We start from the raw sequence: 26,019 nt of genomic DNA on the forward strand, positions 1-26,019 counted from the left end.
AGATGATCAAATAGGCTGCGTCATCAAGCCGACTGACTTAACGCCCGCGCTATGCAACAGGTTCAGCGCCTTTATTATTTCATCGTAAGGCACGTCTTTCGCCCCACCAATTAAGAAGACCGTTTTCGGATTGGACTGCAGACGTCGTTGCGCTTCGGCAATAACCTGCTCCGGCGGCAGTTGATCAAGACGATCTTTTTCAACCACCACGCTGTACTGCCCAACGCCGGATACCTCAATGATGACCGGTGGATCGTCATTGGTGCTTACAGCCTGAGATTCTGTCGCATCCGGTAGATCAACCTCAACGCTCTGGGTGATGATGGGTGCTGTCGCCATAAAGATCAGCAGCAGCACCAGCAGCACGTCCAGCAGCGGTACAATGTTGATTTCGGACTTCAGTTCGCGACGACCCCGTCCACGCTGTCTGGCCATGGTTTACCCCTTGTTGCTCTCGGTGCTGGTAAACGCCTGGCGGTGCAGAATCGCGGTGAACTCTTCCATGAAGTTGTCGTAGTTCAGTTCCAGTTTGTTCACGCGCTGGTTAAGGCGGTTATACGCCATAACGGCAGGAATAGCGGCGAACAGACCGATAGCGGTCGCAATCAGCGCTTCTGCGATACCCGGCGCAACCATCTGCAGCGTCGCCTGTTTTACCGCGCCCAGGGCGATAAAGGCATGCATGATCCCCCAGACCGTACCAAACAGACCGATATACGGGCTGATGGAACCCACGGTGCCCAGGAATGGAATGTGCGTTTCCAGCGTTTCCAGTTCACGGTTCATTGAAATGCGCATCGCACGGGATGCCCCTTCAACGACCGCTTCCGGCGCATGGTTGTTAGCGCGGTGCAAACGGGCAAACTCTTTAAAGCCGCTATAGAAAATTTGTTCGGAGCCGGAGAGGGTTTCACGACGCCCCTGGCTTTCCTGATACAAACGGGAGAGTTCAATACCGGACCAGAACTTGTCTTCAAAGGCTTCCGCTTCGCGGCCAGCTGCATTGAGGATACGGGTTCTCTGGATGATGATGGCCCAGGATGCGATTGAAAAACCAATCAAAATCAACATGATAAGTTTAACCAGAAGGCTTGCCTTCAGGAACAAATCAAGGATATTCATGTCAGTCACTGCTTAAACTCCGCGACAATAGACTTAGGAAGCGCACGAGGCTTCATGATGAGTGGATCAACACAGACAATCAGGACTTCAGCTTCGTTCAGTACCGTATTCTCTGCATTGACGATCCGCTGCGTGAAAACCAGTGAGGTTCCGCGCATTGATGTTATTTCTGTTTGGACTTCGAGCATATCGTCGAGTCTGGCAGGCGCAAAATACTCCAGCGTCATCTTGCGTACCACGAAGGCAACTCGCTCCGCCAGCAAGACCTGCTGGCTAAAGTGATGATGGCGCAGCATTTCAGTGCGTGCTCGTTCATAAAAGGCAACGTAGCTGGCATGGTAAACCACACCACCGGCATCCGTATCTTCGTAGTAGACACGAACCGGCCATCGAAACAGCGTTGTATTCACTTTACATCCCGGTAATACAAAAAGAGTTAGAGCTTTTAAACTTCGCTACTATACGCGCGGGAATGGTGCTTTGGAATGGGGGAAAGTAAACGGAGAGTAAATATTTATGGGCCAGGGTAAGCCCATAATATTAACGGATAGTTCTTATTCAGCTGAAAAAGAAAATCAGGCCCACAAGAAGGACCACATCAGCGATCAGGGGGCAGAAGATGCCCTGCCAGAGAACGGCTTTAGGGCGAAAGCCAACGCCGTGGATCACACCGGCGCATACCGCCCACATGATGAGAAAACCGTGCCAGATTTCAAGCTCGCTGGTCTTCGCCGCAAAACGCGACGGGTCCCAGAAGATGCAACCCGCCAGCAGTAACGCCATCACTAAGGAAAGCGCCCTGAGCGGGCGCTTGTCCATGATCCCGTAGAGATACGCGATCATCAGTGCTTTTCTTCACCGGCTTTGGTCGCTTCAACGTGCTCAAGCGCCAGGGCGGTAATCACACCAAATGCACAGGCAAGAAGCGTTCCTAAAATCCATGCGAAATACCACATATTCAGCTCCTTCCTTAATACATAGAGTGAGTATTGCTTTCGATATGTTCTTTCGTGATACGACCGTACATTTTCCAGTAACACCAGGTGGTGTAAGCCAGAATAAGCGGGACGAACACGGCAGCCACAAACGTCATCAGGTTCAGCGTCATCTGACTGGAGGTGGAATCCCACATCGTCAGGCTAGCATTCATCATGGTGCTGGATGGCATCACGAACGGGAACATCGCGATACCGGCCGTCAGGATGATGCACGCCAGCGTCAGCGAAGAGAAGACGAATGCCCATGCGCCTTTTTCCATGCGGGAAGTCAGCAGGGTCAGCAGCGGCAGCACCACACCCAGCGCCGGGATAGCCCACAGAACCGGCGTATTATTGAAGTTCACCAGCCAGGCACCGGCCTGACGTGCAACTTCTTTGGTCAGCGGGTTAGACGGCGCAGTATGGTCAATCGCAGAAGTCACCACGTAACCGTCGATACCGAACATCACCCAGACGCCTGCCAGCGCGAAGCCGACCAGAGTTACCAGCGCCGCAATCTGCGAGACGGCGCGAGAGCGCAGGTGCAGTTCACCTACGGTACGCATCTGCAGGTAAGTCGCCCCCTGGGTCAGGATCATCGCCACGCTGACCACGCCTGCCAGCAGACCGAACGGGTTCAGCAGCTGGAAGAAGTTACCGGTGTAGTACAGACGCATGTATTCATCGAGGTGGAACGGTACGCCCTGCAGCAGGTTGCCGAACGCCACGCCGATCACCAGCGGCGGCACGAAGCTACCAATGAAGATGCCCCAGTCCCACACATTGCGCCAGCGGGTGTCTTCGATCTTCGAGCGGTAGTCAAAACCGACCGGACGGAAGAACAACGATGCCAGCACCAGGATCATCGCCACATAGAAGCCGGAGAACGCAGCCGCGTAGACCATCGGCCAGGCAGCGAACAGCGCGCCGCCTGCGGTGATCAGCCACACCTGGTTACCGTCCCAGTGCGGGGCGATGGAGTTAATCATAATTCGACGCTCGGTATCATTACGACCGAGGAAGCGGGTGAGCATGCCCACCCCCATGTCGAAACCGTCAGTGACCGCAAAACCAATCAGTAAGATCCCGACCAGCAGCCACCAGATAAAACGCAATACTTCGTAATCGATCATTTGACGACTCCTGTCTTAGCGTGCCGGCTGAGAAGCGACGGTGGACTGCTCGTAGTGGTAGCGACCCGTTTTCAGGCTGCTTGGACCAAGGCGCGCAAACTTGAACATCAGGAACAGTTCAGCCACCAGGAACAGGGTGTACAGGCCACAAATCAACAGCATGGAGAAAATCAGGTCCCCAGGGGTCAGGGATGAGTTCGCCACCGCAGTTGGCAACACCTCACCGATAGCCCATGGCTGACGGCCATATTCCGCAACAAACCAGCCGGATTCGATGGCGATCCACGGTAATGGCATGCCGTACAGCGCAGCACGCAGCAGCCATTTACGCTGACCGATACGGTTACGAATGACCGACCAGAAGGAGGCACCAATGATCAACAGCATGATGATGCCGCAGCCAACCATGATACGGAACGCGAAGTACAGCGGCGCAACGCGTGGAATCGAGTCTTTGGTCGCCAGCTGAATCTGCTCTTCCGTCGCGTCAGAGACGTTCGGGGTATAGCGTTTCAGCAGCAGGCCGTAACCAAGGTCTTTTTTCACGTCGTTGAACTGATCGCGAACGGACTGATCGGTAGAGCCGGAACGCAGCTGCTCCAGCAGGGAGTAAGCTTTCATCCCGTTACGGATACGCTCTTCATGCTGCACCAGCAGATCTTTCAGACCGATAACCGGTGTATCCACGGAGCGGGTGGCAATGATGCCCAACGCATAAGGGATCTGAATAGCAAAGTGGTTTTCCTGTGCATCCTGATCGGGAATACCAAACAGGGTGAAGGCTGCCGGAGCCGGTTGGGTTTCCCACTCTGCTTCGATGGCGGCCAGTTTGGTTTTTTGTACGTCGCCCATCTCGTAACCGGATTCATCACCCAGCACGATAACAGAGAGGATAGCTGCCATACCGAAGCTCGCCGCGATGGCGAAGGAGCGCTTCGCAAAGCCGAAGTCACGACCACGCAGCATATAGTAGGCGCTGATGCCCATGATGAACATTGCACCGCAGACATAGCCAGAAGCCACAGTGTGAACGAATTTCACCTGAGCGACCGGGTTCAGCACCAGCTCGGAGAAGCTGACCATCTCCATGCGCATGGTTTCGAAGTTAAAGTCTGACGCGATAGGGTTCTGCATCCAGCCGTTGGCCACCAGGATCCACAGCGCGGACAGGTTAGAGCCTAACGCGACGAGCCAGGTTACCGCCATGTGCTGGACTTTGCCCAGACGATCCCAGCCGAAGAAGAACAGACCTACAAAGGTGGATTCGAGGAAGAAGGCCATCAGACCTTCAATAGCCAGCGGCGCACCGAAGATATCCCCAACATAGTGAGAATAATAAGACCAGTTAGTCCCGAACTGGAACTCCATGGTCAGACCGGTTGCCACGCCCAGTGCAAAGTTGATTCCAAACAACTTGCCCCAGAACTTGGTCATATCTTTATAAATCTGTTTGCCGGAAAGAACGTAGACCGTTTCCATAATGGCCAGCAGGAACGCCATACCGAGCGTCAGTGGCACAAACAGGAAATGGTACATAGCGGTCAAGGCAAACTGTAAGCGCGACAGTTCGACTACATCTAACATCATGACTCCTTGCTCATCGCATGAAGACTTCGAGAGTGAAACCTGTTAGATAAGGATTCACACACATGCCCCAAAACAAATTATTCGCATCCTTATCGTCACGCCTGCCTCTGGAAAGAAAAAAGCGAGAGTGAAAGGTTACAAATAGGTTAAGAAAAAAGAAATTGATCCCGCAAATATAATACGCTGCAAACCCCTTACAATAAACAGGTTTTATTGAATCAGATTTACATTTTTCGACGATGATCAATTTATAGCAAAACTACCACTTTTGGTGCGTTTTGATCGCGAACAATTTAGCGCCTTTTGGCGCCTTTTTCCAGGCATTAAACATTGATTTAAATCAAAAACGCGCCTGATTGTTAACGATGTTTAATTGTGGGTTAAATAGTAAAAACCATGTTAATGATATGTATATCCCGAGGTGTTAATGGTTATCGAATTCTGGAAATAATATAAATAAAAGTGATTTTTATTAACGAGGAAGGATGAACCGGTTTTGCTTTAAGAAAAACACCGCCTGTTTATTGCCGCAAAGCGTTATTCATTGCGGGTGTGCAATTTTGCACAATTACATTTAACTTACCTTTATCCACCTTAAAATTAACACCGCGATGTGACTATTTAATGAAACAAAAGGTCACATGCGCTGTGACCTTTTAATTGCTGGAAAGGTTATTTGCCTATTTCGAGACTAAAGGTTCGCGATTGCCCCGGCCGCAAGGCCTCTACAAACTCTTTACCTCCTTGCAGCGGCGCCTTTATCACCTCATTCATGTCCGTTTCGCTGCCCCCTTTGATAGCCCGGCTCATGGAGAATGCGACATCAGAGGAATGGGACTGAGAAGGGTTGAACACACGAAGAACAAGCTCATCACGATCTTCAGCCTTCTTCAGGGCGCTGAGAACACATCCATTCGGTGCGAGCGTTAACAGGCTATAGTGACCAGGGGTCGTGAACGTGGTGCGGTTCAGCTTCATCGCGTCCCACGGGATTTTGTTATAGCACTGCACGGGGGTGAGCCATGACTTCGCCTGCTGCGCAATACCCGCACTCACTGGCGAACCGCTAAAACTCAACAGGCTGAAACGGCAACGCATCTCGCCACGCATTTGGGAATCAGGAACAGGCATTTTGATGCCGGATGGCCGGCCCGGACGCAGGAGTAAATCCTCCTTCCCAAGCAGCCCTACCCCGCGAAGTAAAGTCAGGGCAAACGTTTTTTGGCCCTCCCCCACCACTTCAAATTCACGCAGCCCCTCGGTAAACAGCGCCATCCCGTTACGCTTTTCCTGGAGAACTGCGTAATTAAGGAGATTCCAGACCGGCAGCGGCGCTTCCTTCCAGCCCTCCTCCTGCCAGTTTGTCATGGCGTCATCCTGCACAGGGCGCGTCAGCGATCCAAACTGCGTGTCGGATAACACCTCTTCGGTGTTAAACGGCGTGGGGATCAGTACCCGAACCCGGTGGTCGTCGGCCTGATTGTCCAGCCGCACCGCCACGTCGATGCGCCTGCTATTGTGGCTAAGCGTTACCTCAATCTCGGCCTCAAGAGATCCATGTTGTTGGCGCGCCGAGCGTTCGGCCAGATTCGCCGGAACGGCCATCCGATGCCGGATAACCGCCCTGCTCTGCCAGCCTTCATGAATCACCTCGACGTCATGCTCTCCTTGCGCTGAAGTGAGTCGCCACTCTTCGCGTGAAGGGGAGTAGTCGTACTCATCGCCATCATCAGAACTCTCTTCAAGTTCCAGCACCCGCTCATAGACCAGGCCGGATTCTTTGTCGCGCAAACGCAGCGTGCCGTCGCGGTTCAGATCGATTTGCCAGAACGTATTTTCCAGCAACGCCCCGGTAGGCGTCACCGATGGCAGTATCTTACCGGCGACATGCGGCTCAATGTAGAGAGTGCAATAGCCCATCGACGGCAGGATCTGGCGGAACTGAATATCAAATTCCATAAAAGGGTCGTAATTCCCGTAATGCACGATCTGCCGGTCAATCAGCCCGGGGTCGATTTCACGGGCGTGACGGATAAAACAGGGGATCGTATTGCCCTTATCGTCCAGCAAACGGAACTGACTGGCGCGCAGACGGATGGTGGTGTTAACCACTTCTTCACGTGGCCAGGGCATCAGATTGAACATCACCAGCTTGTCTTCATCGCTTTGTGGCATGTTGTCGACAATCTTACGCATATAAAAAAGAGTCAGGTTGTCGGCCATGTCTTCAGCCAGTTCGAACCGGGAGACAATCTCGCGATGAACCTTGTCGCTACAGCAGCAGCCGATGCTGTCGTGGGCATGGTTTTTGAGGATCTCTTTCCACATTTTTTCCAGCAGACCGTGGTGATACTCAAAACCCAGCGTCCAGGCGAGCGTCGCCAGCGGCTCAAGGATGTTGACGATTTTATTCTCAATGCGGGCGTGGGCAATTTTGATATCCATGCGCGTGGAGCCAATTGTCCGGTGCACACGCATGTATTTGCCGTCGATAAACTCCCCTTTCAGCGTCGCCAGTTCATCACGGTTCGCATCAATGTGCCGGAACACCTCCTCGAACCGGCTCATTACAAATTTACGCTGCGGGTAAATTTCACGAAGCTTATCCATCACCGCGAAAATGTTCTGCTGCAACGGCATCTGGTCATGCCCGTTGGGCAGCAAAATCTCTTTGGTCACAGAGGCGTTTTCCAGCACCTCAAAGTAATTGTCGAGTCGTTTACGTAGCCCGGCTTCGTCCTCCGGTAAGTACTTACCAATTGCGTAACCCAGCGGCAGCACCTGTGCCGTTACTTCGCTGCCGTCCATGCTCTGCCACAGGAATTCGGTTTTATCGGTGCCGTGACGTTCGGAGCAGCCGCGCCAGAACATCGTGCGCGTAATACCGAAACCGTTATAAATGTGGGGGAGCTGCGCGGACATCCCAAAAGAGTCCGGCAGGTAGCCAATTTTCATCGGCTCGCCAAACGCCATGCAGTCACGAATGCCGTACATCAGGTTACGTACAATCGACTCGCCGGAGACGATAGTGGTATCGGTCTGGGTATACCAGGGGCCGATAATCAGCTTACCGGCTTCTACCATCGCCTTTACGCGGGGCCGGTTTTCCGGCTTCACCGCGAAGTAGTCTTCCAGCACCGCCGTCTGGCCATCGAGAACGTAATATTTATACTCCTCATCTTGTTCGAGGCGGGTGAGGATCTCCTCCATATTATTGACCAGGAGAATACGTGACGCTTCGGTGGTGAAGTACCACTCACGGTCCCAGTGCATATGTGGCGTGATATGAACGCGAGATACAGCTTTCATCTTCGTTTCCTGTTAGTGAGTGTTTATGGCGTAACGTCTTCAGTGAGGTAGTTGCCCTTCTTCACCGCCTGGCGTCGCCAGAGCAGTAAAATGAGCGTGGAGATGGCGGTGCCCACCAGCGCCGCGCCAAACCAGCCCGCCGCAGCGGTCATGCCGCCCATGCCAGCATCATGAAGTAAAAAGAGGGAGAAAATGCCTGCCCCCGGCGTGGACAAACCAATGCCCATCGCGCCCACAATCGCGCCTGTTGCCATCGAGCCGAGAACAAACGAGCCAATCACCCGCAGCGGATCTTCGATCGCCATCGGAATCGCCCCTTCGGTGATACCCGCCAGCCCCAGCAGCCACGTTGATTTGCCGGTTTCAATTTCAAACTGCTTAAAGAGATGCGGGGCCAGCATTGTTGACGCGGTAACGGTAAAGGCCGACACCATTTTGACGGAGGCAAAAATCGCATAGGGACCGTACACGCCGTTCGCCATTGCCCCCAGGCAAAACGCATAAGAGGCTTTGTTGACCGGCCCACCCAAATCGAATGAGCACATAAACCCGAGGATCGCCCCCAGGAGCAGGGCATTTGCGCCGGAAAGACCGTTAAGCCAGGCGGTGAGCGTGTTATTAAGCCAGGCCACCGGTTCGCCAATGACAAACAGCATCAGGCTGCCCGCGCCCAGCACACCAATGACCGGATAGAGATAAAAGGTTAAAAAGCCGTTGAAGCGGCTGCTCAGGCGGATGTGACTTTTCACCCAGCGCATCAGGTAGCCCGCAATCAGCCCACCGATGATCGCGCCCAGAAAACCGGAGCCAATCATATTGGCTGCAAGACCGGCCGCAAAGCCCGGCGTCAGGGCGGGTTTATCTGCCAGCGAGTAAGCGGTATAGGCCGCAAGGACAGGCACCATCAGGATGCCAAGCATGCCGCCGCCGAGCTTGCGATACATCCACAGCCACGAGTTCTCCTGGTCGAACAGGTGCTGCAGGCCCAGGATTTGCGCCAGCAGTACCGACACGGCCAGCACCGTACCGCCGGCAACGATCAGCGGCACCGCAAAAGAGATACCGCTAAGGAGCGCCTGCTTGAGCTCGGTTTTAACGCTCTTTTTCGTTTCGGTATCGCCATGCGCATGACGCGCATCGGTTGAGGGCTTGAGCGCCAACGCGCGCTCGATGAGTGCTTCAGCATGGCGCAGCGGTTCCGCAACCGGTACGGAAATGGCGGGGATCCCCTGAAAACGCTCATGCTCTTTGATGGCCACCTCCGCCGCAAAGATGCACGCTTTGGCCTCCTGTAACTGCTGCACGGTGAGACGCCCCTCAATGCCGTTCGCCCCCTGCTTCTCGACCACCACGTTGACGCCGAGCTTCCGCCCTGCTTTTTCCAGGTATTCAGCCGCCATATAGGTATGGGCGATCCCCGCTGGACAGGCGGTCACACAGACCACGGTTGGCGCATCCACCAACGCTGTAGCCTCTTCTGCCTGGGGGACATCGTCCAGCGCAGCCAGCAGAGCATCTGCCGTGGTAGCTGCCATCACTCTCGCTCGCAGGACATCATCAGCCAGCCTGGATGTCAGCTCCGTCAACAGCTGAATATGCGTTGAACCTGCTTCGGCAGGCGGAATGGCGAGCAGGAAAATTAGCTCTATGTCCTCCGGGCCATCCACGCCCTCCCATGTAAGCGGCGTGCTTAAGGTGGCTACGGCGAAGGCCGCCTCTTTCACGGCAGACGATTTGCCATGGGGCACCGCCAGTCCTTCGCCCAACGCGGTGGGGCCAAGCGATTCACGTTGCAGCACTTCTGTTAAAAATGCCTCCCCGTCGGTAATTTTGCCCAAATCCAGTAGCCGCAGGGTGAGCTGGCGTATGGCTTCATCGCGGCTGGCATAGTGCGCCTGCACGCAGATGGCGTTGGGGTGGGTCAGGGTCGTCAGGTTCATCAAGATCCTCACATGGATGTTGTTATTGTCTGCGGGGAATTGTGGCAGACCAAATAATACATTTATGTGATCACTTTCACTAACGACGATAATTTGTATCTAACTTGTATTATTTACAATTTAGATGCTGAAGGCATAATTCGATGAAAAGGTATTAAACGGGCACTGCAAATGGGTAATAAACCGATGTACCGGCAGATAGCCGATGCTCTACGTGAAAAAATTAACACCGGTGTTTTACAGCCTGGAGACGCGTTGCCAACGGAATCCACGCTACAGGAGGCGTTCAGCGTCAGCCGGGTGACGGTTCGCCAGGCGCTAAAACTGCTGACCGAAGAGCAGATTATTGAAAGCATTCAGGGCAGCGGCTCTTACGTCAAAGAAGAGCGCGTCAATTATGATATCTACCAGCTCACCGGCTTTTACGAGAAGCTCGCCGACAGAAACGTGGATACGCATAGCGATGTAAAAATTTTTGAAGTGGTAAAAGCCGACACCAAGCTGGCAGAAAAACTGGATATCAATCCCGATGACAACGTCTGGCATGTCAAACGGGTGCGCTTTATTAAGCGAAAACCGGTGAATCTGGAAGAAACTTGGATGCCGCTGGCCATGTTCTCTGACCTCACCTGGGAAGTGATGGAAAACTCCAAATATCACTACATCGAGCAGATTAAAAAGATGACGATCGATCGCAGCGAGCAGGAGCTGGTGCCGATCATGCCATCGCAGGAGGCGATCGCCGCGCTGGCGCTCGATCCGGCAAAACCGATCCTGGAAAAGGTGTCGCGCGGATTTTTAAAAGACGGTCGCGTGTTTGAATACAGCCGCAACGTGTTTAACAGCGACGATTATAAATTCACGCTGGTTGCCAAACGCAGGCAATAAAAAAGGCCGCTGTGTAGCGGCCAACCATGTCGAAACAGACATTTTATTATGTCAAAGCTCCCCACTCGGGGAGCAGAGAGGATTTACTTGATGATGGACTTCAGCGCTTCGCCGATGTCAGCCAGGCTGCGAACGGTTTTCACGCCTGCAGCTTCCAGCGCCGCGAATTTCTCATCCGCAGTACCTTTGCCGCCCGCGATGATGGCGCCCGCGTGGCCCATACGCTTGCCTTTCGGCGCAGTCACACCCGCGATGTAGCCAACTACTGGCTTAGTCACGTGGTCTTTGATGTAAGCAGCCGCTTCTTCTTCCGCGCTGCCGCCGATTTCACCGATCATCACGATCGCTTCAGTCTGCGGGTCTTCCTGGAACAGCTTCAGGATGTCGATGAAGTTAGAACCCGGGATTGGGTCACCGCCGATGCCCACACAGGTGGACTGGCCGAAACCGTAGTCGGTGGTCTGCTTAACCGCTTCATAGGTCAGCGTACCAGAGCGGGAAACGATACCCACTTTGCCTGGCTTGTGAATGTGGCCCGGCATAATGCCGATTTTGCATTCGCCTGGGGTGATCACGCCCGGGCAGTTTGGCCCGATCATGCGCACGCCGGCTTCGTCCAGCTTCACTTTCACGGTCAGCATATCCAGGGTCGGGATGCCTTCGGTGATGGTGATGATCAGTTTGATGCCTGCGTCGATGGCTTCCAGAATGGAGTCTTTGCAGAACGGCGCCGGAACGTAGATCACGGTGGCGGTTGCGCCGGTCGCTTCTACCGCTTCACGTACGGTGTTGAACACCGGCAGGCCCAGATGGGTGGTGCCGCCTTTACCTGGCGTCACGCCGCCAACCATCTGCGTACCGTAGGCAATCGCCTGCTCAGAGTGGAATGAACCCTGGCTACCGGTGAAGCCCTGGCAGATGACTTTGGTATCTTTATTAATTAAAACGGACATTATTTCCCCTCCACTGCGGCAACTACCTGCTGAGCGGCATCCGTCAGACTTTTCGCTGCAATAATATTCAGGCCGCTGTCAGCCAGTTTTTTCGCGCCGAGTTCAGCGTTGTTCCCTTCCAGACGCACAACCACCGGGACGTTCACGCCCACTTCTTCTACCGCACCGATGATGCCGTCAGCGATCAGGTCGCAACGTACGATGCCGCCGAAGATGTTCACCAGAACCGCTTTCACGTTGTCGTCAGAGAGGATGATTTTGAAGGCTTCGGTCACGCGCTCTTTGGTTGCGCCGCCGCCCACATCGAGGAAGTTTGCCGGCTCGCCGCCGTGCAGCTTAACGATGTCCATGGTACCCATTGCCAGGCCCGCACCGTTAACCATGCAACCGATGTTGCCATCGAGTGCCACGTAGTTCAGTTCCCACTGTGCAGCCTGCGCTTCACGTGGATCTTCCTGAGACTGGTCGCGCATTTCGCGCAGATCCGCCTGGCGGAAGAGTGCGTTGCCGTCAGCGCCCAGTTTGCCGTCGAGGCAGATCAGATCGCCCTGTTTGGTGATAACCAGCGGGTTGATTTCGATCAGCGCCAGGTCGCGCTCCAGGAAGATGGTCGCCAGGCCCATGAAGATCTTGGTGAATTGCTGCACCAGTTTGCCTTCCAGACCCAGTTTGAATGCCAGCTCACGTCCCTGGTAAGGCATTGGGCCTGCCAGCGGATCGATAGCGACTTTGTGGATCAGGTGCGGGGTCTCTTCCGCTACTTTCTCGATTTCCACGCCGCCTTCGGTAGAGGCCATAAACACCACGCGACGGGAGCTACGGTCTACCACTGCGCCGAGGTACAATTCTTTTGCAATGTCGGTCGCCGCTTCAACCAGGATCTGGTTAACCGGCTGGCCGCCTGCGTCTGTCTGGTAGGTCACCAGACGTTTGCCGAGCCAATGTTCAGCAAAGGCACGGATCTCTTCTTTACTGTTAACAACTTTCACACCGCCCGCTTTACCGCGGCCGCCAGCGTGAACCTGACATTTCACTACCCAAGGACCGGCGCCGATTTTAGATGCGGCTTCTTCTGCTTCACGAGGGGTATTGCAGGCATAACCCACCGGAGCCGGCAAGCCATACCGGGCAAACAGCTGTTTTGCCTGATATTCATGTAAGTTCATGTGTTCTATCCATCCTTCAGGGTAATCGTTAGGTCATGCTTTTGTAGGCCCGGCAGTCAAAGTGCCGCCGGGCAGTACGGCTAAAAACTAAACGTCCAGCAGCAGACGGGTTGGATCTTCCAGCAGCTCTTTAATTGCCACCAGGAAGCCCACAGACTCGCGGCCGTCGATCAGACGGTGATCGTAGGAGAGCGCCAGGTACATCATCGGCAAGATCTCGACTTTACCGTCAACCGCCATAGGACGATCTTTGATGGCATGCATGCCCAGGATCGCGCTCTGTGGTGGGTTGATGATCGGGGTAGACATCAGCGAGCCGAAAACGCCGCCGTTGGTAATGGTGAAGTTACCGCCAGTCAGGTCTTCTACGGTCAGCTTGCCGTCACGGCCTTTCACGGCCAGTTCTTTGATTTTCTTCTCGATGTCAGCCATGCCCAAGGTGTCTACATCACGCAGAACCGGGGTCACCAGGCCGCGCGGGGTAGAAACGGCCATGCTGACGTCGAAGTAGTTGTGATAAACCACATCATCGCCATCGATGGAGGCGTTCACTTCCGGGAAGCGTTTCAGGGCTTCAACAACGGCTTTCACGTAGAAGGACATAAAGCCCAGACGGATACCGTGACGTTTTTCAAACGCGTCACCGTACTGCTTACGCAGGTCCATGATTGGCTTCATGTTCACTTCGTTGAAGGTGGTCAGCATCGCGGTGGAGTTTTTCGCTTCCAGCAGACGCTCGGCCACGCGCTTACGCAGGCGAGTCATCGGCACGCGTTTTTCGCTGCGAGCGCCCAGTGCAGGCTGTGCTGCTGGTGCGGCTGCCGGTGCTTTCGCTTCAGCTTTTGCGTCAGAAGGCGCTTTCGCCAGGTGTTTTTCAATGTCTTCACGGGTCAGACGACCACCCACACCGGTGCCTTTAATGGCAGCCGCGTCGAGAGTGTGCTCTGCCAGCAGGCGACGGATCGCCGGGCTGAGTGCGTCGTTCGTCTGCTCTTCCAGAGAAGCCTGCTGGCGCTGGGCCGGTGTAGAGGCTTTCTCTTCAGATTTCGCGCTGGACTCTTTGCCCGCGCTGTTGCCTTCACGCAGGCGACCCAGCAGCTGACGAGAGGTCACAGTCGTGCCTTCATCTTCCAGCACTGCATCCAGAATGCCGTCCGCTGAAGCCGGTACTTCCAGTACCACTTTGTCAGTTTCGATTTCTACCAGCACTTCATCGCGTTTTACCGCGTCGCCTGGTTTTTTATGCCAGGTTGCAACGGTCGCATCAGCGACGGATTCAGGCAGGTCGGGAACAAGAATATCTACGCTACTCATTATTTATCCTTTAATTAATCGACGTTCAGCGCGTCATTAACCAGATCTTGTTGCTGCTTCTGGTGAACGGACATATACCCTACTGCCGGAGAGGCAGAGGCCGGGCGACCTGCGTAACGCAGAGCAGACCCAAATGGAATCACTTCACGGAAATGATGCTGGCTGCAGTACCATGCGCCCTGGTTGAGCGGCTCTTCCTGGCACCAGACAAAATCATGTACGTGAGCATAAGGTTTTAACGCTTCCTGCATCGCCTGATGCGGGAACGGATAAAGCTGTTCGATACGCACGATGGCGACATCTTTCTGATCGTTCTTACGGCGCTGTTCCAGCAGGTCGTAATAAACCTTACCAGAACACATCACGACGCGCTTAACGCCCTGCGGATCCAGGTCGTCAATTTCACCGATGGCCGGCAGGAAAGTGCCATTTGCCAGTTCATCCAGCGAGGAGACCGCCAGCGGGTGACGCAGCAGCGATTTCGGCGACATCACCACCAGCGGACGACGCATCCCGCGCAGCGCCTGACGACGCAGCATGTGGTAGACCTGAGCCGGGGTAGACGGCACGCAGACCTGCATGTTCTGCTCGGCGCAGAGTTGCAGATAACGCTCCAGACGCGCGGAGGAGTGCTCCGGGCCTTGCCCTTCGTAACCGTGCGGCAGCAGCATCACCAGGCCACACATACGGCCCCACTTCTGCTCGCCGGAACTGATGAACTGGTCGATAACGACCTGCGCACCGTTGGCGAAGTCACCGAACTGCGCTTCCCAGATGGTCAGGGTGCGTGGTTCAGCAGTGGCGTAACCGTATTCAAACGCCAGAACCGCTTCTTCAGAGAGCACGGAGTCCCAGACCTTGAACTGGCCCTGACCGTTATGCACGTGCTGCAGCGGGGTGTAGGTGGAACCGTTAGTCTGGTTATGGATCACCGCATGGCGGTGGAAGAAGGTGCCGCGGCCCGCATCTTCACCGGACAGACGCACAGGAATACCTTCGTCAACCAGGGTCGCGTAGGCCAGGTTCTCTGCACCGCCCCAGTCGAACAGCTTCTCACCTGACGCCATTGACTGACGGTCAGCGTAGATCTTCTGCACGCGGGACTGCATTTCGATAGCTTCTGGTACGGTGCTGATGCGTTTTGCCAGCTCCTGCAGACGCTTCATCTCGACCTTGTTCGGGTAGCTCTCATCCCACTCGTGGTTGAGGTACGGCGACCAGGTGAAGGAGTGCATGTTCATTGGACGCAGCTCTTTCACCACGCATTCGCCCGCATCCAGCGCATCGCGGTAAAGATTGACCATCTCGGTCGCATCTTCCAGCGTCACAACCTTGTCCGCTTCCAGCTTGTCAGCGTAGATTTTGCGCGGGGTCGGATGCTTTTTGATCTTCTGGTACATCAGCGGCTGGGTTGCGCTTGGCTCATCTGCTTCGTTATGGCCATGACGGCGGTAGCAGAACAGGTCGATCAGCACATCGCGTTTAAAGGTATTACGGAAGTCCAGCGCCAGACGGGTCACGAAAGCAACGGCTTCCGGGTCATCCGCGTTCACGTGGAAAATTGGCGCCTGAACCATCTTGCCGATGTCGGTGCAGTATGGGGTAGAACGCGCATCCAGTGGGTTAGAGGTGGTGAAGCCCACCTGGTTGTTGATCACGATGCGAACGGTACCGCCCACTTCGTAACCACGCGCTTTAGACATGTTCAGGGTTTCCTGAACCACGCCCTGACCGGTAATGGCCGCATCGCCGTGAATGGTGATTGGCAGCACTTTGTTGCTGCTCGGCTCGTCCAGACGATCCAGACGGGCGCGCACGGAACCGATAACCACCGGGCTAACGATCTCAAGGTGCGACGGGTTGAACGCCAGCGCCATGTGAACCAGGCCGCCGTTGGTTTCGATATCCGATGAGAAGCCCATGTGGTACTTCACGTCACCGGTACCGAGGTGTTCTTTATGTTTGCCTGCGAATTCGTCGAACAGATCCTGTGGTTTTTTACCCAGCACGTTGATAAGTACGTTCAGACGACCACGGTGGGCCATGCCCAGTACCACTTCGCGAGTGCCGCTATTACCTGCATGGCGGATCAGCTCTTTCAGCATTGGCACCAGCGCATCGCCGCCTTCCAGCGAGAAGCGTTTTGCACCCGGGAATTTGGCACCGAGGTAGCGCTCCAGCCCTTCTGCTGCGGTCAGTTCGCTAAGGAAGCGTTTTTTCTCTTCCGCATTGAAGGTGGATTTACCGGCAACCGATTCAATACGCTGCTGGATCCAGCGTTTTTCTTCGGTGGAGGTGATGTGCATATATTCCGCACCGATAGAGCCGCAGTAGGTTTGCTTCAGCGCCTCCAGCAGATCGCCCAGCTTCATCGTGTCTTTGCCGATAGCGAAAGAACCCACGTTAAAGGTTTCCTGGAAATCAGCTTCGGTCAGATCGTGATAAGCCGGGTCGAGATCTGCCACACGCTCCTGCTGCCACAGTCCCAGCGGATCCAGATTCGCATGCTGGTGGCCACGGAAACGGTAGGCGTTAATCAGCTGCAGGACTTTAACCTGCTTTGCATTGGTGTCAGGATCGGAGATGGCGGAAGAGTAACGTGAGGCATCCTTCGCCAGACGACGGAAATAATCACGTGTTTTGGAATGAAATTGATCCGGTTTGACTCCTGTTCCAGGTAACTGCTGGAACATCGAACGCCAGTTAGCGTCCACTGAGTCAGGGTCGGTTAAGAAGTCTTCATAGAGCTGTTCAATCCAGCTCTGGTTCGCACCAGAGAGGAATGAAGAGTCCAGCCAGGCTTTCATTGCGCCGTTCTGCATCGTGATCCCTTAAGCATTTTTATGCTTACTTTCGCCGTAGAAACTACCACGCACACCACGTGTACGTGCCGGGGTTCACCTGCGAGCTCTTTTCATTTGGCTCGCGAAGGAACCTTTAGAAACTGTCTAAATAATCTTCGTCGTTCCGGCTGCGATTGCGTTGCGGCTTTCACTCACCCCATTCACATAGTCACTATGCTCTGGGGATTCATTCAACCGCGCCTTGTCTCGCGCTGAACGTCTCGATTATTTATTCATCTGGCAGTTTTTAAAGGTTTCTGCAATCTATCCCCTCTCCCCTGTGGGGAGAGGGTTAGGGTGAGGGGAACCACGTTCCCCTCTTATGACTTACGCACTGCGCTGCAGCAGCATCGACTTGATGTGGCCGATAGCGCGCGTCGGGTTCAGTCCCTTAGGACATACACTGACGCAGTTCATGATGCTGTGGCAGCGGAATACGCTGAAAGCGTCACTCAGCCCTTCCAGGCGGTTGTCGGTTTCGGTATCACGGCTGTCAATCAGGAAGCGGTATGCTGCCAGCAGGCCAGCCGGGCCGATAAACTTGTCCGGGTTCCACCAGAACGACGGGCAAGAGGTCGAACAACATGCACAGAGAATACACTCATACAGGCCATCGAGTTTTTCACGCTGCTCTGGCGACTGTAAATGCTCGCGAGCGGGTGGATTTTGCCCATTATTCAATAAGTAAGGCTTAATCTTCTCATATTGTGCATAGAATTGCCCCATGTCCACCACCAAATCACGAACAACCGGCAGACCTGGCAGAGGCCGGATCACAATCTTCTGTCCCGCACGCTGTAGCGCAGAGATAGGGGTGATACAGGCCAGACCGTTTTTGCCGTTCATGTTCAGGCCGTCGGAGCCACACACGCCTTCACGGCAGGAACGACGGAATGACAGTGTCGGATCTTTTTCTTTCAGCTGCATTAACGCATCAAGCAGCATCATGTCCCGGCCTTCTTCCGCTTCCAGGGTGTAATCCTGCATATGCGGAGCGTCATCAACATCCGGGTTATAACGATAAACTGAGAATTCGAGTTTCATTGTCCTGTCTCCGCATTAATAAGTACGAATCTTCGGCGGGAACGCCGGACGCAGTTTCGGTTCCATATTGACGCTACGACGTGTCATGGATTCCGACTCTGGCAGGTACAGGGAATGGCACAGCCAGTTTTCGTCGTCACGATCCGGGAAGTCGAAGCGGCTATGCGCGCCACGGCTTTCGGTACGGAAGTTTGCAGAGACCGCAGTCGCGTAAGCGGTTTCCATCAGGTTATCCAGCTCCAGACACTCTACGCGCTGGGTGTTGAACTCGCTGGAAGTATCGTCCAGACGGGCATTTTTCAGACGCTCGCGGATCGCTTTCAGCTGCTCAAGCCCTTTCGCCATCGCATCGCCTTCACGGAATACCGAGAAGTTGTGCTGCATGCACTCCTGCAGCGCCTTACGAATCTCTACCGGATCTTCGCCGTTGCGGTTACCGTTCCAGCGATTCAGACGTTCCAGAGAGGCGTCGATATTCGCGTCGGTGGCATCACGCAGCGGCCCCTGCTCAGCAATAGACTCTTGCAGATGCAGACCCACCGCACGACCAAACACCACCAGGTCGAGAAGCGAGTTGCCGCCCAGACGGTTGGCGCCGTGTACGGATACGCAGGCAATTTCGCCTACCGCGAACAGGCCCGGGATCACCACGTCTTCGCCCTGCTCGTTCACGGTCAGCGCCTGGCCGGTCACTTTGGTCGGAATACCGCCCATCATGTAGTGGCAGGTTGGGATTACCGGGATCGGCTCTTTAACCGGGTCGACGTGAGCAAAGGTACGGGACAGCTCCAGGATGCCTGGCAGACGTGATTCCAGAACCTCTTTACCCAGGTGGTCAAGTTTCAGCTTCGCGTGCGGCCCCCACGGACCGTCGCAGCCACGACCTTCACGGATTTCGATCATGATGGAACGCGCCACCACGTCACGACCCGCCAGATCTTTCGCATTCGGGGCATAACGCTCCATGAAGCGCTCGCCATGTTTGTTCAGCAGGTAGCCACCTTCACCGCGGCAGCCTTCTGTAACCAGCACGCCCGCACCGGCGATACCGGTTGGGTGGAACTGCCACATCTCCATATCCTGCACCGGCACGCCAGCGCGGATCGCCATACCGACGCCGTCACCGGTGTTGATATGGGCGTTAGTGGTGGACTGGTAAATACGGCCTGCACCGCCGGTTGCCAGCACGGTTGCACGGGCTTTGAAGTAGACGACTTCACCGGTTTCGATACACAGCGCGGTACACCCTACGATCGCGCCATCTTCGTTTTTCACCAGATCCAGGGCATACCACTCGGAGAAGATGGTGGTTTTGTTCTTCAGGTTCTGCTGATACAGGGTATGCAGAAGCGCGTGACCGGTACGGTCGGCCGCTGCTGCGGTACGGGCCGCCTGCTCGCCGCCGAAGTCCTTCGACTGGCCGCCAAACGGACGTTGATAGATGGTGCCGTTCTCCAGGCGGGAGAAAGGCAGACCCATATGGTCCAGCTCCAGAATCGCTTCCGGGCCGGTTTTACACATATATTCAATGGCGTCCTGGTCACCGATGTAATCGGAGCCTTTCACCGTGTCGTACATATGCCATTCCCAGTTATCATCATGGGTATTACCGAGCGCGACGGTGATGCCACCCTGCGCAGATACGGTATGGGAACGGGTCGGGAAGACTTTAGAGAGCAGCGCACAGGTCTGGCCGCTCTGGGAAATTTGCAGCGCCGCGCGCATACCTGCGCCACCGGCTCCAATCACTACAGCATCAAATTCTCTGACTGGCAGTTTCATTACACACCCCATACCACAACGAATCCATAAATAACGTAAACCGCCAGGGCAACCACGATTGCCAGCTGCAGCGTCAGACGAATCGCCACGGGTTTAACGTAATCGGTCAATACCTGCCACATGCCAATCCACGCATGGATAAGGATGGAGGCCAACGCCAGCAGGGTGAAGACTTTGGTGAATGCCGAACCGAAGAAACCGGTCCAGATTTCCCACGTCAGGTCGCCGCTGGTGGCAAAGAAACCGATCATGTAGATGATGTAGAGGGTGAGAACGATAGCGGTAGCACGGACCAGAATGAAGTCATGTACGCCGTTGCGTCCCAATGCGGAGGCGTTGCTTACCATACGAGGACTCCTGCGAGAAGTGAAAGCACGACAGTGATGACAAATGAAATGTTAGCGGTGCGTTTGCCGGATTCGAAGGTCTCTTCCAGGTAACCAACGTCCATCAGCATATGGCGAACACCGCCGACGACGTGATAGGCCAGCGCGGTCAGGATGCCCCACATGATAAATTTCACGAAGAAACCGTTCATGATGTCGGAGGCCTGCTGGAATCCTGCTGGAGACGAGAGGCTGGTACCCAGCAACCATAACAGGATACCCACCGCGACAAACGTGATCACACCGGATACACGATGAAGGATGGACGCTATTGCCGTTACAGGGAATCGGATCGTTTTCAGATCCAGATTGACAGGTCTTTGTTTTTTCACATTTCTTATCATGAATAACGCCCACATGCTGTTCTTATAGTTTCCTTCCTCCGGACTGCGATGCGGGTCAGACAGCGTGCCTTTTATATAACTGTGCGTCATGCAAAACATTGCTTCCAGATGCTCAAATGACACGTTACAACGCTGGTTGGCTCGGGATTGCAGGGTTTTCCGGAGACCTGGCGGCAGTATAGGCCGTTCACAAAATCATTACAATTAACCTACATACAGTTTGTCTGGTTTTATGCGGAACAGTGATCAGGGTCACGATAACAACATCTTTTTAATTTTTAATCATCTGATTTGACAAATGTTAAACATTATTGTTACAAACATCACCAGAAAAGGCATATAATGCGCAAAAGTTATGAGGTCTCTCTTTCACCTGAGAATAAGTTATGTAACAGTGTGATGGTATTGACCGAAGTTATCAGGACAGTTATTAGTGATATACAGGTTTGAATAATTCGGACTGCACAAACACTGATTTGCTGTTATTTCTCTGGTTTCTCATTTGTTTACCTGCTAGCGCCATTGCTCTGTACCCTGGTTTCTCCTCGTGAGCTGAGCGGCGAGCCAAATAACAAACTGGTAACAATGATAAATCAGCTGAATGCAAATCCGGTTAAGGGCAGTCTTAAGCAATAAGGCGCTAAGGAGACCGTAAATGGCTGATACTAAGGCAAAAATCACCCTGAATGGTGATGATGCTATCGAACTGGATGTGCTAAAAGGCACGCTCGGTCAGGATGTTATTGATATCCGTAGTCTTGGTTCAAAAGGTATGTTTACCTTTGACCCTGGTTTTACCTCCACCGCATCTTGCGAATCCAAAATCACCTATATCGACGGTGACGAAGGTATCCTGCTGCACCGCGGTTTCCCCATCGATCAGTTAGCCACTGAATCCAACTATCTGGAAGTGTGCTACATCCTGCTGAACGGCGAAAAGCCGACTCAGGAACAGTACGATGAGTTCAAAACCACCGTTACCCGCCACACCATGATTCATGAGCAGATCACCCGTCTGTTCCATGCGTTCCGTCGTGATTCCCATCCGATGGCGGTCATGTGTGGGATCACCGGTGCGCTGGCTGCGTTCTACCATGACTCGCTGGATGTAAATAATCAGCGTCATCGCGATATCGCTGCATTCCGTCTGCTGTCCAAAATGCCAACCATGGCTGCGATGTGTTACAAATACTCCATCGGACAGCCGTTTGTTTATCCACGCAACGACCTCTCCTACGCCGGTAACTTCCTGCGCATGATGTTCGCCACGCCGTGTGAAGAGTATGAAGTGAACCCGGTTCTGGAACGCGCCATGGATCGTATTCTGATCCTGCACGCTGACCACGAGCAGAACGCCTCCACCTCTACCGTGCGTACCGCTGGCTCCTCTGGCGCCAACCCGTTCGCCTGTATCGCAGCAGGTATTGCCTCCCTGTGGGGACCGGCACACGGCGGCGCGAACGAAGCGGCACTGAAGATGCTGGAAGAGATCAGCTCCGTTGAGCACATTCCTGAGTTCGTGCGTCGCGCGAAAGACAAGAATGACTCCTTCCGTCTGATGGGCTTCGGTCACCGTGTTTACAAAAACTACGATCCGCGTGCAACCGTGATGCGTGAAACCTGCCATGAAGTGCTGAAAGAGCTGGGCACTAAAGATGACCTGCTGCAGGTGGCGATGGAGCTGGAACACATCGCGCTGAACGACCCGTACTTCATCGAGAAGAAACTCTACCCGAACGTCGACTTCTACTCCGGTATCATCCTGAAAGCGATGGGTATTCCGTCTTCCATGTTTACCGTGATCTTCGCGATGGCGCGTACCGTGGGCTGGATTGCGCACTGGAACGAAATGCACACCGAAGGGATGAAAATTGCGCGTCCACGTCAGCTGTACACCGGCTACGAGCAGCGTAATTTCGAAACGGCGATCACCAAACGCTAACCGCATGAGGGCAGCCTGATGCCCTCCTCCTCTCTTACAGGGAGAGGATGCAAAATAAAAAACGGTAACCCAAGGGTTACCGTTTTATTTTTACCTTCGCCACCCGGCTTTTATACCTGGCACCCAGGGCACCAGTAAAAGGGTCGTGAAGAGAGCGTGGTCTTCTCTATCTTCCCGCCGCACCGTTCACACTTTTTCCCTGCGCGATGAAACACCTTAAAACGGAACAACGCCCCGTGATGCTTATTGTCATTCACCACGCCGCGGGTGTTGTACGACAGGCGCGGGATCGCCAGCAGCGCGTGCGCCAGCGCGTCGAGCTGTAGGTCAGTTAACTGTGACGCCTTGTGCTGCGGCGCCAGCCCTACCTCCCACAGGATCTCAACCCGCAGATAATTCCCTAACCCCGCCAGAAACGCCTGATCCAGCAATAGCCCGGAAAACTGGCGATTGCGGAATTTTGCTGATAGTAACCGCGCTTTGACATCTTCTGCCGTCAGGCTTAAATCCAGCACATCCGGCCCCACCCGCTGCAGGAAGGAATGGGTGGCAAGCTGCTCTGGCATCAGCATTTCGATATCCGAGGCGCTGTAAAGCAGGATGGTTTTCTCTGCGGTCTGTAACTTAACGCGCAGCACCCGCGTGGTCTGCGGCTCCTGGCCGGTTTCCACCACCCGCCAGACGCCGTAAAGCTGGTTATGGCTGTAGAGCGTCAGTTGGTTAGAGAAGTGGGTAAGAAGCGCTTTGCCCCGTGTCTCCACATGCGTAACCCTCTCCCCAATAAGCCGGGATTCAAAGGGTTTTAGCTGAGGAAAAGCAAACCACACGTCGGTGAGCGGTTTGCCTTTTATCGCCGTCTCAAGGCTGTCCGCCGCGCGGCGGATCTCCGGTCCTTCTGGCATCGTAATGTCCTGTGTTAGTGCGTTGCGCCGCCAACCACCTTGATGTCGTGCGCTTGTCGCAACGCCACCGTAATGGCAATCTCCAGCGCCTGCTTCACGGTTTGCGCGGCCATGCTCGGGGCGCCAGGATGCGCCGCGGCCTGCTCGGGCAGGTATGGAATATGGATAAATCCGCCTTTTACCTCCGGCCAGTCCGCCAGCTTGTGCAGCACGCCATACATCACATGGTTGCAGACGAATGTGCCAGCCGTTTGCGAAACCGAAGCAGGAATACCGGCCTCGCGGAGCGCCGCCACCATCGCTTTGATCGGCAGGGTGCTAAACCAGGCCGCCGGACCATCCGGTACGATAGCAACGTCCACCGGCTGCTGCCCACGGTTATCCGGGATACGGGCATCATCGACGTTGATCGCCACCCGTTCCACGGTCACATCCACGCGCCCACCGGCCTGGCCTATCGCCAGCACTACTGACGGCTGCAGGGCATCAATGGCCGCATTCAGAACTTCTAACGACTCGCCGAACACGCAGGGCAACTGCCGCGCCACTACGCGGCAGTCGTCAATAATGGTCCCATCCAGCAGCTTTACCACTTCCCATGACGGGTTAACGGTTTCGCCGCCAAAGGGTTCAAATCCCGTGATTAATACGGTTTGCATCATTTCTCCTTACAGGAACATCAGGAAGTAGAGCAGGAAAACGTTGGCAATCAGCAGCAGCACCCCGGTAGGCACCTGCGCTTTGATAACCGCATTTTTATCCGGCAACTCCAGCAGGGCGGCGGGCACAATGTTGAAGTTGGCCGCCATTGGCGTCATCAGCGTACCGCAGTAGCCGGAGAACATGCCAATCGCCGCCATCACCGCCGGGTTGCCGCCGTGCTGCAACACCAGAATCGGAATGCCGATCCCGGCCGTGACAATCGGGAAAGCGGCAAAGGCGTTGCCCATCACCATGGTCAGCAGCGCCATACCGATGGCATAGACCGCCACCGCGATAAACCGGCTATCGACCGCCAGATACGTCTGGGTAAGATACGAAATCCCCTCCCCGACCCCGGCGGCGGTAAACAGCAGGCCAAGGGTGGCGAGGATCTGCGGCAGAATAAAGGCCCAACCGATGGAGTCGAGAAGACGGCGAGCCTCCTGCAGCGGCTGATGCACGTTTTCGTGGGTCATTTTGATCGCCATCGCCAGACCTATCAGCGAACCGACCGTCATCGAGAAGAGCGTCACCAGCGTTGCGTGGTTGCCCGGCCCGAACAGGGTTTCCTGGAGGCCCGGAATGTGGTTAAACATCAGCACGCCCACCACCGTCACTACCGGAATGGCCAGCGCCGGTAAGAACAGGCGATTACCCAGACGCTTCGCGCTGCTCTCACGCTCTTCCGCCGTGCGCTGGTGATAGCTGCCCAGACGCACGCCACCAAAACCGGCAATCAGCGCCAGCACGACAACCGCCACCCCTACCGCGATATGAACGGTTCGCTTGTCACCCACCAGATCGTAAGTCCAGGTGCCGAGCAGGAACAGCAGACCGTAAATGCCCCAGAACAGGCCAGTCGTGATGCGTCGCGGGTTGGCTTTATCGCGAAACGACATCAGCGCCACGATCAGCAGGATCAGCCCTGCCAGCCAGTAGAGATAACTTTGCTGGAAATTCATTTCACTTCTCCCTGCACTTTGGCCAGCTCACGCTCCAGATGCTTATCCAGGCGGTACAGGCGGGTCGCGTGGATCGCAAAGGCGCAGAGCGCGGTCGGGATCCCCCACAGGGCAATATGCAGCGGTTCCGTCTGGATCCCGCCGGATTCGAGCATAAAGTTATGCATAAAGATGATGGCGCCAAAGGCGACAAAGATATCTTCGCCAAAGAACAGCCCGACGTTATCGGTGGCCGCCGACATCGCCCGCAGGCGATAACGCACCGCGCCCGGCAGTTCGCCATACTTCTTCTCTGCTGCCCCTTCCGCCATCGGTGCCAGCAAAGGGCGCACCATCTGCGGGTGACCGCCGAGACTGGTCAGCCCCATCGCCGCCGAGGCTTCGCGGACAAACAGATAGACGATCAGCAGACGACCGGCGGTGGCGCTGTGGATCTTCGCGATCCACGCCTGCGCCCGCTCTTTCAGGCCGTGACGCTCCAGCAGGCCGATAACCGCCAGCGGGATCAGCAGGATAAAGGGCAGGTTGCGGGTATTCAGGAACCCTTCACCCAATTTTTCCAGAATGGTGGCAATCGGCATATGCGCCGCAAGGCCGGTGACGATCCCGGCGACAATGACCACCAGCACCGGGTTAAAGCGTAAAAGAAACCCGACCACAATCACCGCGATACCGATGAGTGGCCAGAGGGATAGCGTCTCTGCCATGTTCTCTTTCCTGTTG

At 54.9% G+C, this 26,019-nt stretch carries 24 protein-coding genes; 3 read left to right on the forward strand and 21 right to left on the reverse strand.

Annotated elements, in window-relative coordinates:
* Positions 1–6: 6 nt before the first annotated feature.
* The 9 genes from tolR to mngA form a co-directional block, all read right to left on the reverse strand.
* Positions 7–435 carry a colicin uptake protein TolR gene (gene tolR, locus C3F35_RS05030; RefSeq protein WP_032617094.1) on the reverse strand — a complete coding sequence of 143 codons (429 nt, stop codon included), beginning with the start codon at positions 433–435 and terminating at the stop codon, positions 7–9.
* A gap of 3 nt (positions 436–438) precedes the next feature.
* The gene (gene tolQ / locus C3F35_RS05035; protein ID WP_071886480.1) at positions 439–1,131 is read right to left on the reverse strand and encodes a Tol-Pal system protein TolQ; all 693 of its coding nucleotides are present in this window, start codon (positions 1,129–1,131) and stop codon (positions 439–441) included.
* On the reverse strand, positions 1,128–1,532 hold the full coding sequence (gene ybgC / locus C3F35_RS05040) for a tol-pal system-associated acyl-CoA thioesterase (protein ID WP_032617092.1): 405 nt from the start codon (positions 1,530–1,532) through the stop codon (positions 1,128–1,130). The genes tolQ and ybgC overlap by 4 nt, the downstream gene beginning before the upstream one ends.
* Before the next feature lie 148 nt (positions 1,533–1,680).
* Complete coding sequence (gene ybgE, locus C3F35_RS05045) at positions 1,681–1,965, reverse strand: cyd operon protein YbgE (protein WP_032617091.1); 285 nt, start codon at positions 1,963–1,965, stop codon at positions 1,681–1,683.
* On the reverse strand, positions 1,965–2,078 hold the full coding sequence (cydX, locus tag C3F35_RS05050) for a cytochrome bd-I oxidase subunit CydX (RefSeq protein ID WP_003858598.1): 114 nt from the start codon (positions 2,076–2,078) through the stop codon (positions 1,965–1,967). Before cydX ends, ybgE begins: the two co-directional genes overlap by 1 nt.
* A 14-nt stretch (positions 2,079–2,092) precedes the next feature.
* On the reverse strand, positions 2,093–3,232 hold the full coding sequence (cydB, locus tag C3F35_RS05055) for a cytochrome d ubiquinol oxidase subunit II (protein ID WP_032617090.1): 1,140 nt from the start codon (positions 3,230–3,232) through the stop codon (positions 2,093–2,095).
* Positions 3,233–3,247: 15 nt separating this feature from the next.
* Positions 3,248–4,816: a cytochrome ubiquinol oxidase subunit I gene (gene cydA / locus C3F35_RS05060; protein ID WP_032617089.1), complete on the reverse strand. Its 1,569-nt coding sequence runs from the start codon at positions 4,814–4,816 to the stop codon at positions 3,248–3,250.
* 675 nt (positions 4,817–5,491) lie between these two features.
* Complete coding sequence (gene mngB / locus C3F35_RS05065; protein WP_103791918.1) at positions 5,492–8,128, reverse strand: mannosylglycerate hydrolase; 2,637 nt, start codon at positions 8,126–8,128, stop codon at positions 5,492–5,494.
* Between the two features lie 23 nt (positions 8,129–8,151).
* Positions 8,152–10,068: a PTS 2-O-a-mannosyl-D-glycerate transporter subunit IIABC gene (gene mngA, locus C3F35_RS05070; protein WP_103791917.1), complete on the reverse strand. Its 1,917-nt coding sequence runs from the start codon at positions 10,066–10,068 to the stop codon at positions 8,152–8,154.
* A 171-nt stretch (positions 10,069–10,239) separates the two neighbouring features.
* Between mngA and C3F35_RS05075 the strand changes: the two genes are divergently transcribed.
* Entirely contained in the window at positions 10,240–10,956 is a 717-nt protein-coding gene (locus C3F35_RS05075; protein ID WP_032617086.1) for a GntR family transcriptional regulator, read from the forward strand.
* A gap of 83 nt (positions 10,957–11,039) precedes the next feature.
* On the opposite strand, the gene sucD is transcribed toward C3F35_RS05075, so the two are convergent.
* The 8 genes from sucD to sdhC form a co-directional block, all read right to left on the reverse strand.
* Positions 11,040–11,909 carry a succinate--CoA ligase subunit alpha gene (sucD, locus tag C3F35_RS05080; RefSeq protein ID WP_032617085.1) on the reverse strand — a complete coding sequence of 290 codons (870 nt, stop codon included), beginning with the start codon at positions 11,907–11,909 and terminating at the stop codon, positions 11,040–11,042.
* Positions 11,909–13,075 (reverse strand): ADP-forming succinate--CoA ligase subunit beta, encoded by a 1,167-nt coding sequence (gene sucC, locus C3F35_RS05085; protein WP_032617084.1) that lies wholly within the window; start codon positions 13,073–13,075, stop codon positions 11,909–11,911. Before sucC ends, sucD begins: the two co-directional genes overlap by 1 nt.
* Positions 13,076–13,162: 87 nt before the next feature.
* The gene (gene odhB, locus C3F35_RS05090; RefSeq protein WP_032617083.1) at positions 13,163–14,389 is read right to left on the reverse strand and encodes a 2-oxoglutarate dehydrogenase complex dihydrolipoyllysine-residue succinyltransferase; all 1,227 of its coding nucleotides are present in this window, start codon (positions 14,387–14,389) and stop codon (positions 13,163–13,165) included.
* Positions 14,390–14,403: 14 nt separating this feature from the next.
* Complete coding sequence (sucA, locus tag C3F35_RS05095) at positions 14,404–17,211, reverse strand: 2-oxoglutarate dehydrogenase E1 component (RefSeq protein ID WP_059308497.1); 2,808 nt, start codon at positions 17,209–17,211, stop codon at positions 14,404–14,406.
* A 348-nt stretch (positions 17,212–17,559) separates the two neighbouring features.
* On the reverse strand, positions 17,560–18,276 hold the full coding sequence (locus C3F35_RS05100; protein WP_032617081.1) for a succinate dehydrogenase iron-sulfur subunit: 717 nt from the start codon (positions 18,274–18,276) through the stop codon (positions 17,560–17,562).
* A 15-nt stretch (positions 18,277–18,291) separates the two neighbouring features.
* Positions 18,292–20,058: a succinate dehydrogenase flavoprotein subunit gene (gene sdhA, locus C3F35_RS05105; RefSeq protein ID WP_032617080.1), complete on the reverse strand. Its 1,767-nt coding sequence runs from the start codon at positions 20,056–20,058 to the stop codon at positions 18,292–18,294.
* Complete coding sequence (gene sdhD / locus C3F35_RS05110) at positions 20,058–20,405, reverse strand: succinate dehydrogenase membrane anchor subunit (protein ID WP_032617079.1); 348 nt, start codon at positions 20,403–20,405, stop codon at positions 20,058–20,060. Before sdhD ends, sdhA begins: the two co-directional genes overlap by 1 nt.
* On the reverse strand, positions 20,399–20,803 hold the full coding sequence (sdhC, locus tag C3F35_RS05115; protein ID WP_032617136.1) for a succinate dehydrogenase cytochrome b556 subunit: 405 nt from the start codon (positions 20,801–20,803) through the stop codon (positions 20,399–20,401). The genes sdhD and sdhC overlap by 7 nt, the downstream gene beginning before the upstream one ends.
* A gap of 327 nt (positions 20,804–21,130) precedes the next feature.
* On the opposite strand from sdhC, the gene C3F35_RS27340 reads away from it, so the two are divergent.
* Positions 21,131–21,238, forward strand: coding sequence for a hypothetical protein (locus C3F35_RS27340; protein ID WP_418936630.1), 108 nt, complete (start codon positions 21,131–21,133; stop codon positions 21,236–21,238).
* A 205-nt stretch (positions 21,239–21,443) separates the two neighbouring features.
* On the forward strand, positions 21,444–22,730 hold the full coding sequence (locus tag C3F35_RS05125) for a citrate synthase (protein ID WP_032617078.1): 1,287 nt from the start codon (positions 21,444–21,446) through the stop codon (positions 22,728–22,730).
* 110 nt (positions 22,731–22,840) lie between these two features.
* Here C3F35_RS05125 and nei read toward each other — a convergent pair whose 3' ends face one another.
* Genes nei through C3F35_RS05145 form a run of 4 tightly spaced genes read right to left on the reverse strand, consistent with a single transcriptional unit; the run spans position 22,841 to position 26,003 of the window.
* Entirely contained in the window at positions 22,841–23,632 is a 792-nt protein-coding gene (gene nei, locus C3F35_RS05130; RefSeq protein WP_103791916.1) for an endonuclease VIII, read from the reverse strand.
* A gap of 14 nt (positions 23,633–23,646) precedes the next feature.
* Positions 23,647–24,291 (reverse strand): pyroglutamyl-peptidase I, encoded by a 645-nt coding sequence (gene pcp / locus C3F35_RS05135; RefSeq protein ID WP_032617075.1) that lies wholly within the window; start codon positions 24,289–24,291, stop codon positions 23,647–23,649.
* Positions 24,292–24,300: 9 nt separating this feature from the next.
* On the reverse strand, positions 24,301–25,296 hold the full coding sequence (locus tag C3F35_RS05140; protein ID WP_032617074.1) for a DUF979 domain-containing protein: 996 nt from the start codon (positions 25,294–25,296) through the stop codon (positions 24,301–24,303).
* Positions 25,293–26,003 (reverse strand): DUF969 domain-containing protein, encoded by a 711-nt coding sequence (locus tag C3F35_RS05145; RefSeq protein WP_032617073.1) that lies wholly within the window; start codon positions 26,001–26,003, stop codon positions 25,293–25,295. Before C3F35_RS05145 ends, C3F35_RS05140 begins: the two co-directional genes overlap by 4 nt.
* Between the last annotated feature and the right edge of the window lie 16 nt (positions 26,004–26,019).

It is taken from the genome of Leclercia sp. LSNIH3, from assembly GCF_002935105.1.
In the GTDB taxonomy this organism is placed as follows: Bacteria; Pseudomonadota; Gammaproteobacteria; order Enterobacterales; family Enterobacteriaceae; genus Enterobacter; species Enterobacter adecarboxylatus.

What these genes read in the sequence shown, in the direction of transcription:
- tolR (WP_032617094.1), bottom strand. Translation starts at nt 435, where the DNA reads ATGGCCAGACAGCGTGGACGGGGTCGTCGCGAACTGAAGTCCGAAATC.
- ybgE (WP_032617091.1), bottom strand. Translation starts at nt 1,965, where the DNA reads ATGATCGCGTATCTCTACGGGATCATGGACAAGCGCCCGCTCAGGGCG.
- cydX (WP_003858598.1), bottom strand. Translation starts at nt 2,078, where the DNA reads ATGTGGTATTTCGCATGGATTTTAGGAACGCTTCTTGCCTGTGCATTT.
- cydB (WP_032617090.1), bottom strand. Translation starts at nt 3,232, where the DNA reads ATGATCGATTACGAAGTATTGCGTTTTATCTGGTGGCTGCTGGTCGGG.
- cydA (WP_032617089.1), bottom strand. Translation starts at nt 4,816, where the DNA reads ATGTTAGATGTAGTCGAACTGTCGCGCTTACAGTTTGCCTTGACCGCT.
- mngB (WP_103791918.1), bottom strand. Translation starts at nt 8,128, where the DNA reads ATGAAAGCTGTATCTCGCGTTCATATCACGCCACATATGCACTGGGAC.
- mngA (WP_103791917.1), bottom strand. Translation starts at nt 10,068, where the DNA reads ATGAACCTGACGACCCTGACCCACCCCAACGCCATCTGCGTGCAGGCG.
- C3F35_RS05075 (WP_032617086.1), top strand. Translation starts at nt 10,240, where the DNA reads ATGGGTAATAAACCGATGTACCGGCAGATAGCCGATGCTCTACGTGAA.
- sucD (WP_032617085.1), bottom strand. Translation starts at nt 11,909, where the DNA reads ATGTCCGTTTTAATTAATAAAGATACCAAAGTCATCTGCCAGGGCTTC.
- sucC (WP_032617084.1), bottom strand. Translation starts at nt 13,075, where the DNA reads ATGAACTTACATGAATATCAGGCAAAACAGCTGTTTGCCCGGTATGGC.
- odhB (WP_032617083.1), bottom strand. Translation starts at nt 14,389, where the DNA reads ATGAGTAGCGTAGATATTCTTGTTCCCGACCTGCCTGAATCCGTCGCT.
- sucA (WP_059308497.1), bottom strand. Translation starts at nt 17,211, where the DNA reads ATGCAGAACGGCGCAATGAAAGCCTGGCTGGACTCTTCATTCCTCTCT.
- C3F35_RS05100 (WP_032617081.1), bottom strand. Translation starts at nt 18,276, where the DNA reads ATGAAACTCGAATTCTCAGTTTATCGTTATAACCCGGATGTTGATGAC.
- sdhA (WP_032617080.1), bottom strand. Translation starts at nt 20,058, where the DNA reads ATGAAACTGCCAGTCAGAGAATTTGATGCTGTAGTGATTGGAGCCGGT.
- sdhD (WP_032617079.1), bottom strand. Translation starts at nt 20,405, where the DNA reads ATGGTAAGCAACGCCTCCGCATTGGGACGCAACGGCGTACATGACTTC.
- sdhC (WP_032617136.1), bottom strand. Translation starts at nt 20,803, where the DNA reads ATGTGGGCGTTATTCATGATAAGAAATGTGAAAAAACAAAGACCTGTC.
- C3F35_RS27340 (WP_418936630.1), top strand. Translation starts at nt 21,131, where the DNA reads ATGCGCAAAAGTTATGAGGTCTCTCTTTCACCTGAGAATAAGTTATGT.
- C3F35_RS05125 (WP_032617078.1), top strand. Translation starts at nt 21,444, where the DNA reads ATGGCTGATACTAAGGCAAAAATCACCCTGAATGGTGATGATGCTATC.
- nei (WP_103791916.1), bottom strand. Translation starts at nt 23,632, where the DNA reads ATGCCAGAAGGACCGGAGATCCGCCGCGCGGCGGACAGCCTTGAGACG.
- pcp (WP_032617075.1), bottom strand. Translation starts at nt 24,291, where the DNA reads ATGCAAACCGTATTAATCACGGGATTTGAACCCTTTGGCGGCGAAACC.
- C3F35_RS05140 (WP_032617074.1), bottom strand. Translation starts at nt 25,296, where the DNA reads ATGAATTTCCAGCAAAGTTATCTCTACTGGCTGGCAGGGCTGATCCTG.
- C3F35_RS05145 (WP_032617073.1), bottom strand. Translation starts at nt 26,003, where the DNA reads ATGGCAGAGACGCTATCCCTCTGGCCACTCATCGGTATCGCGGTGATT.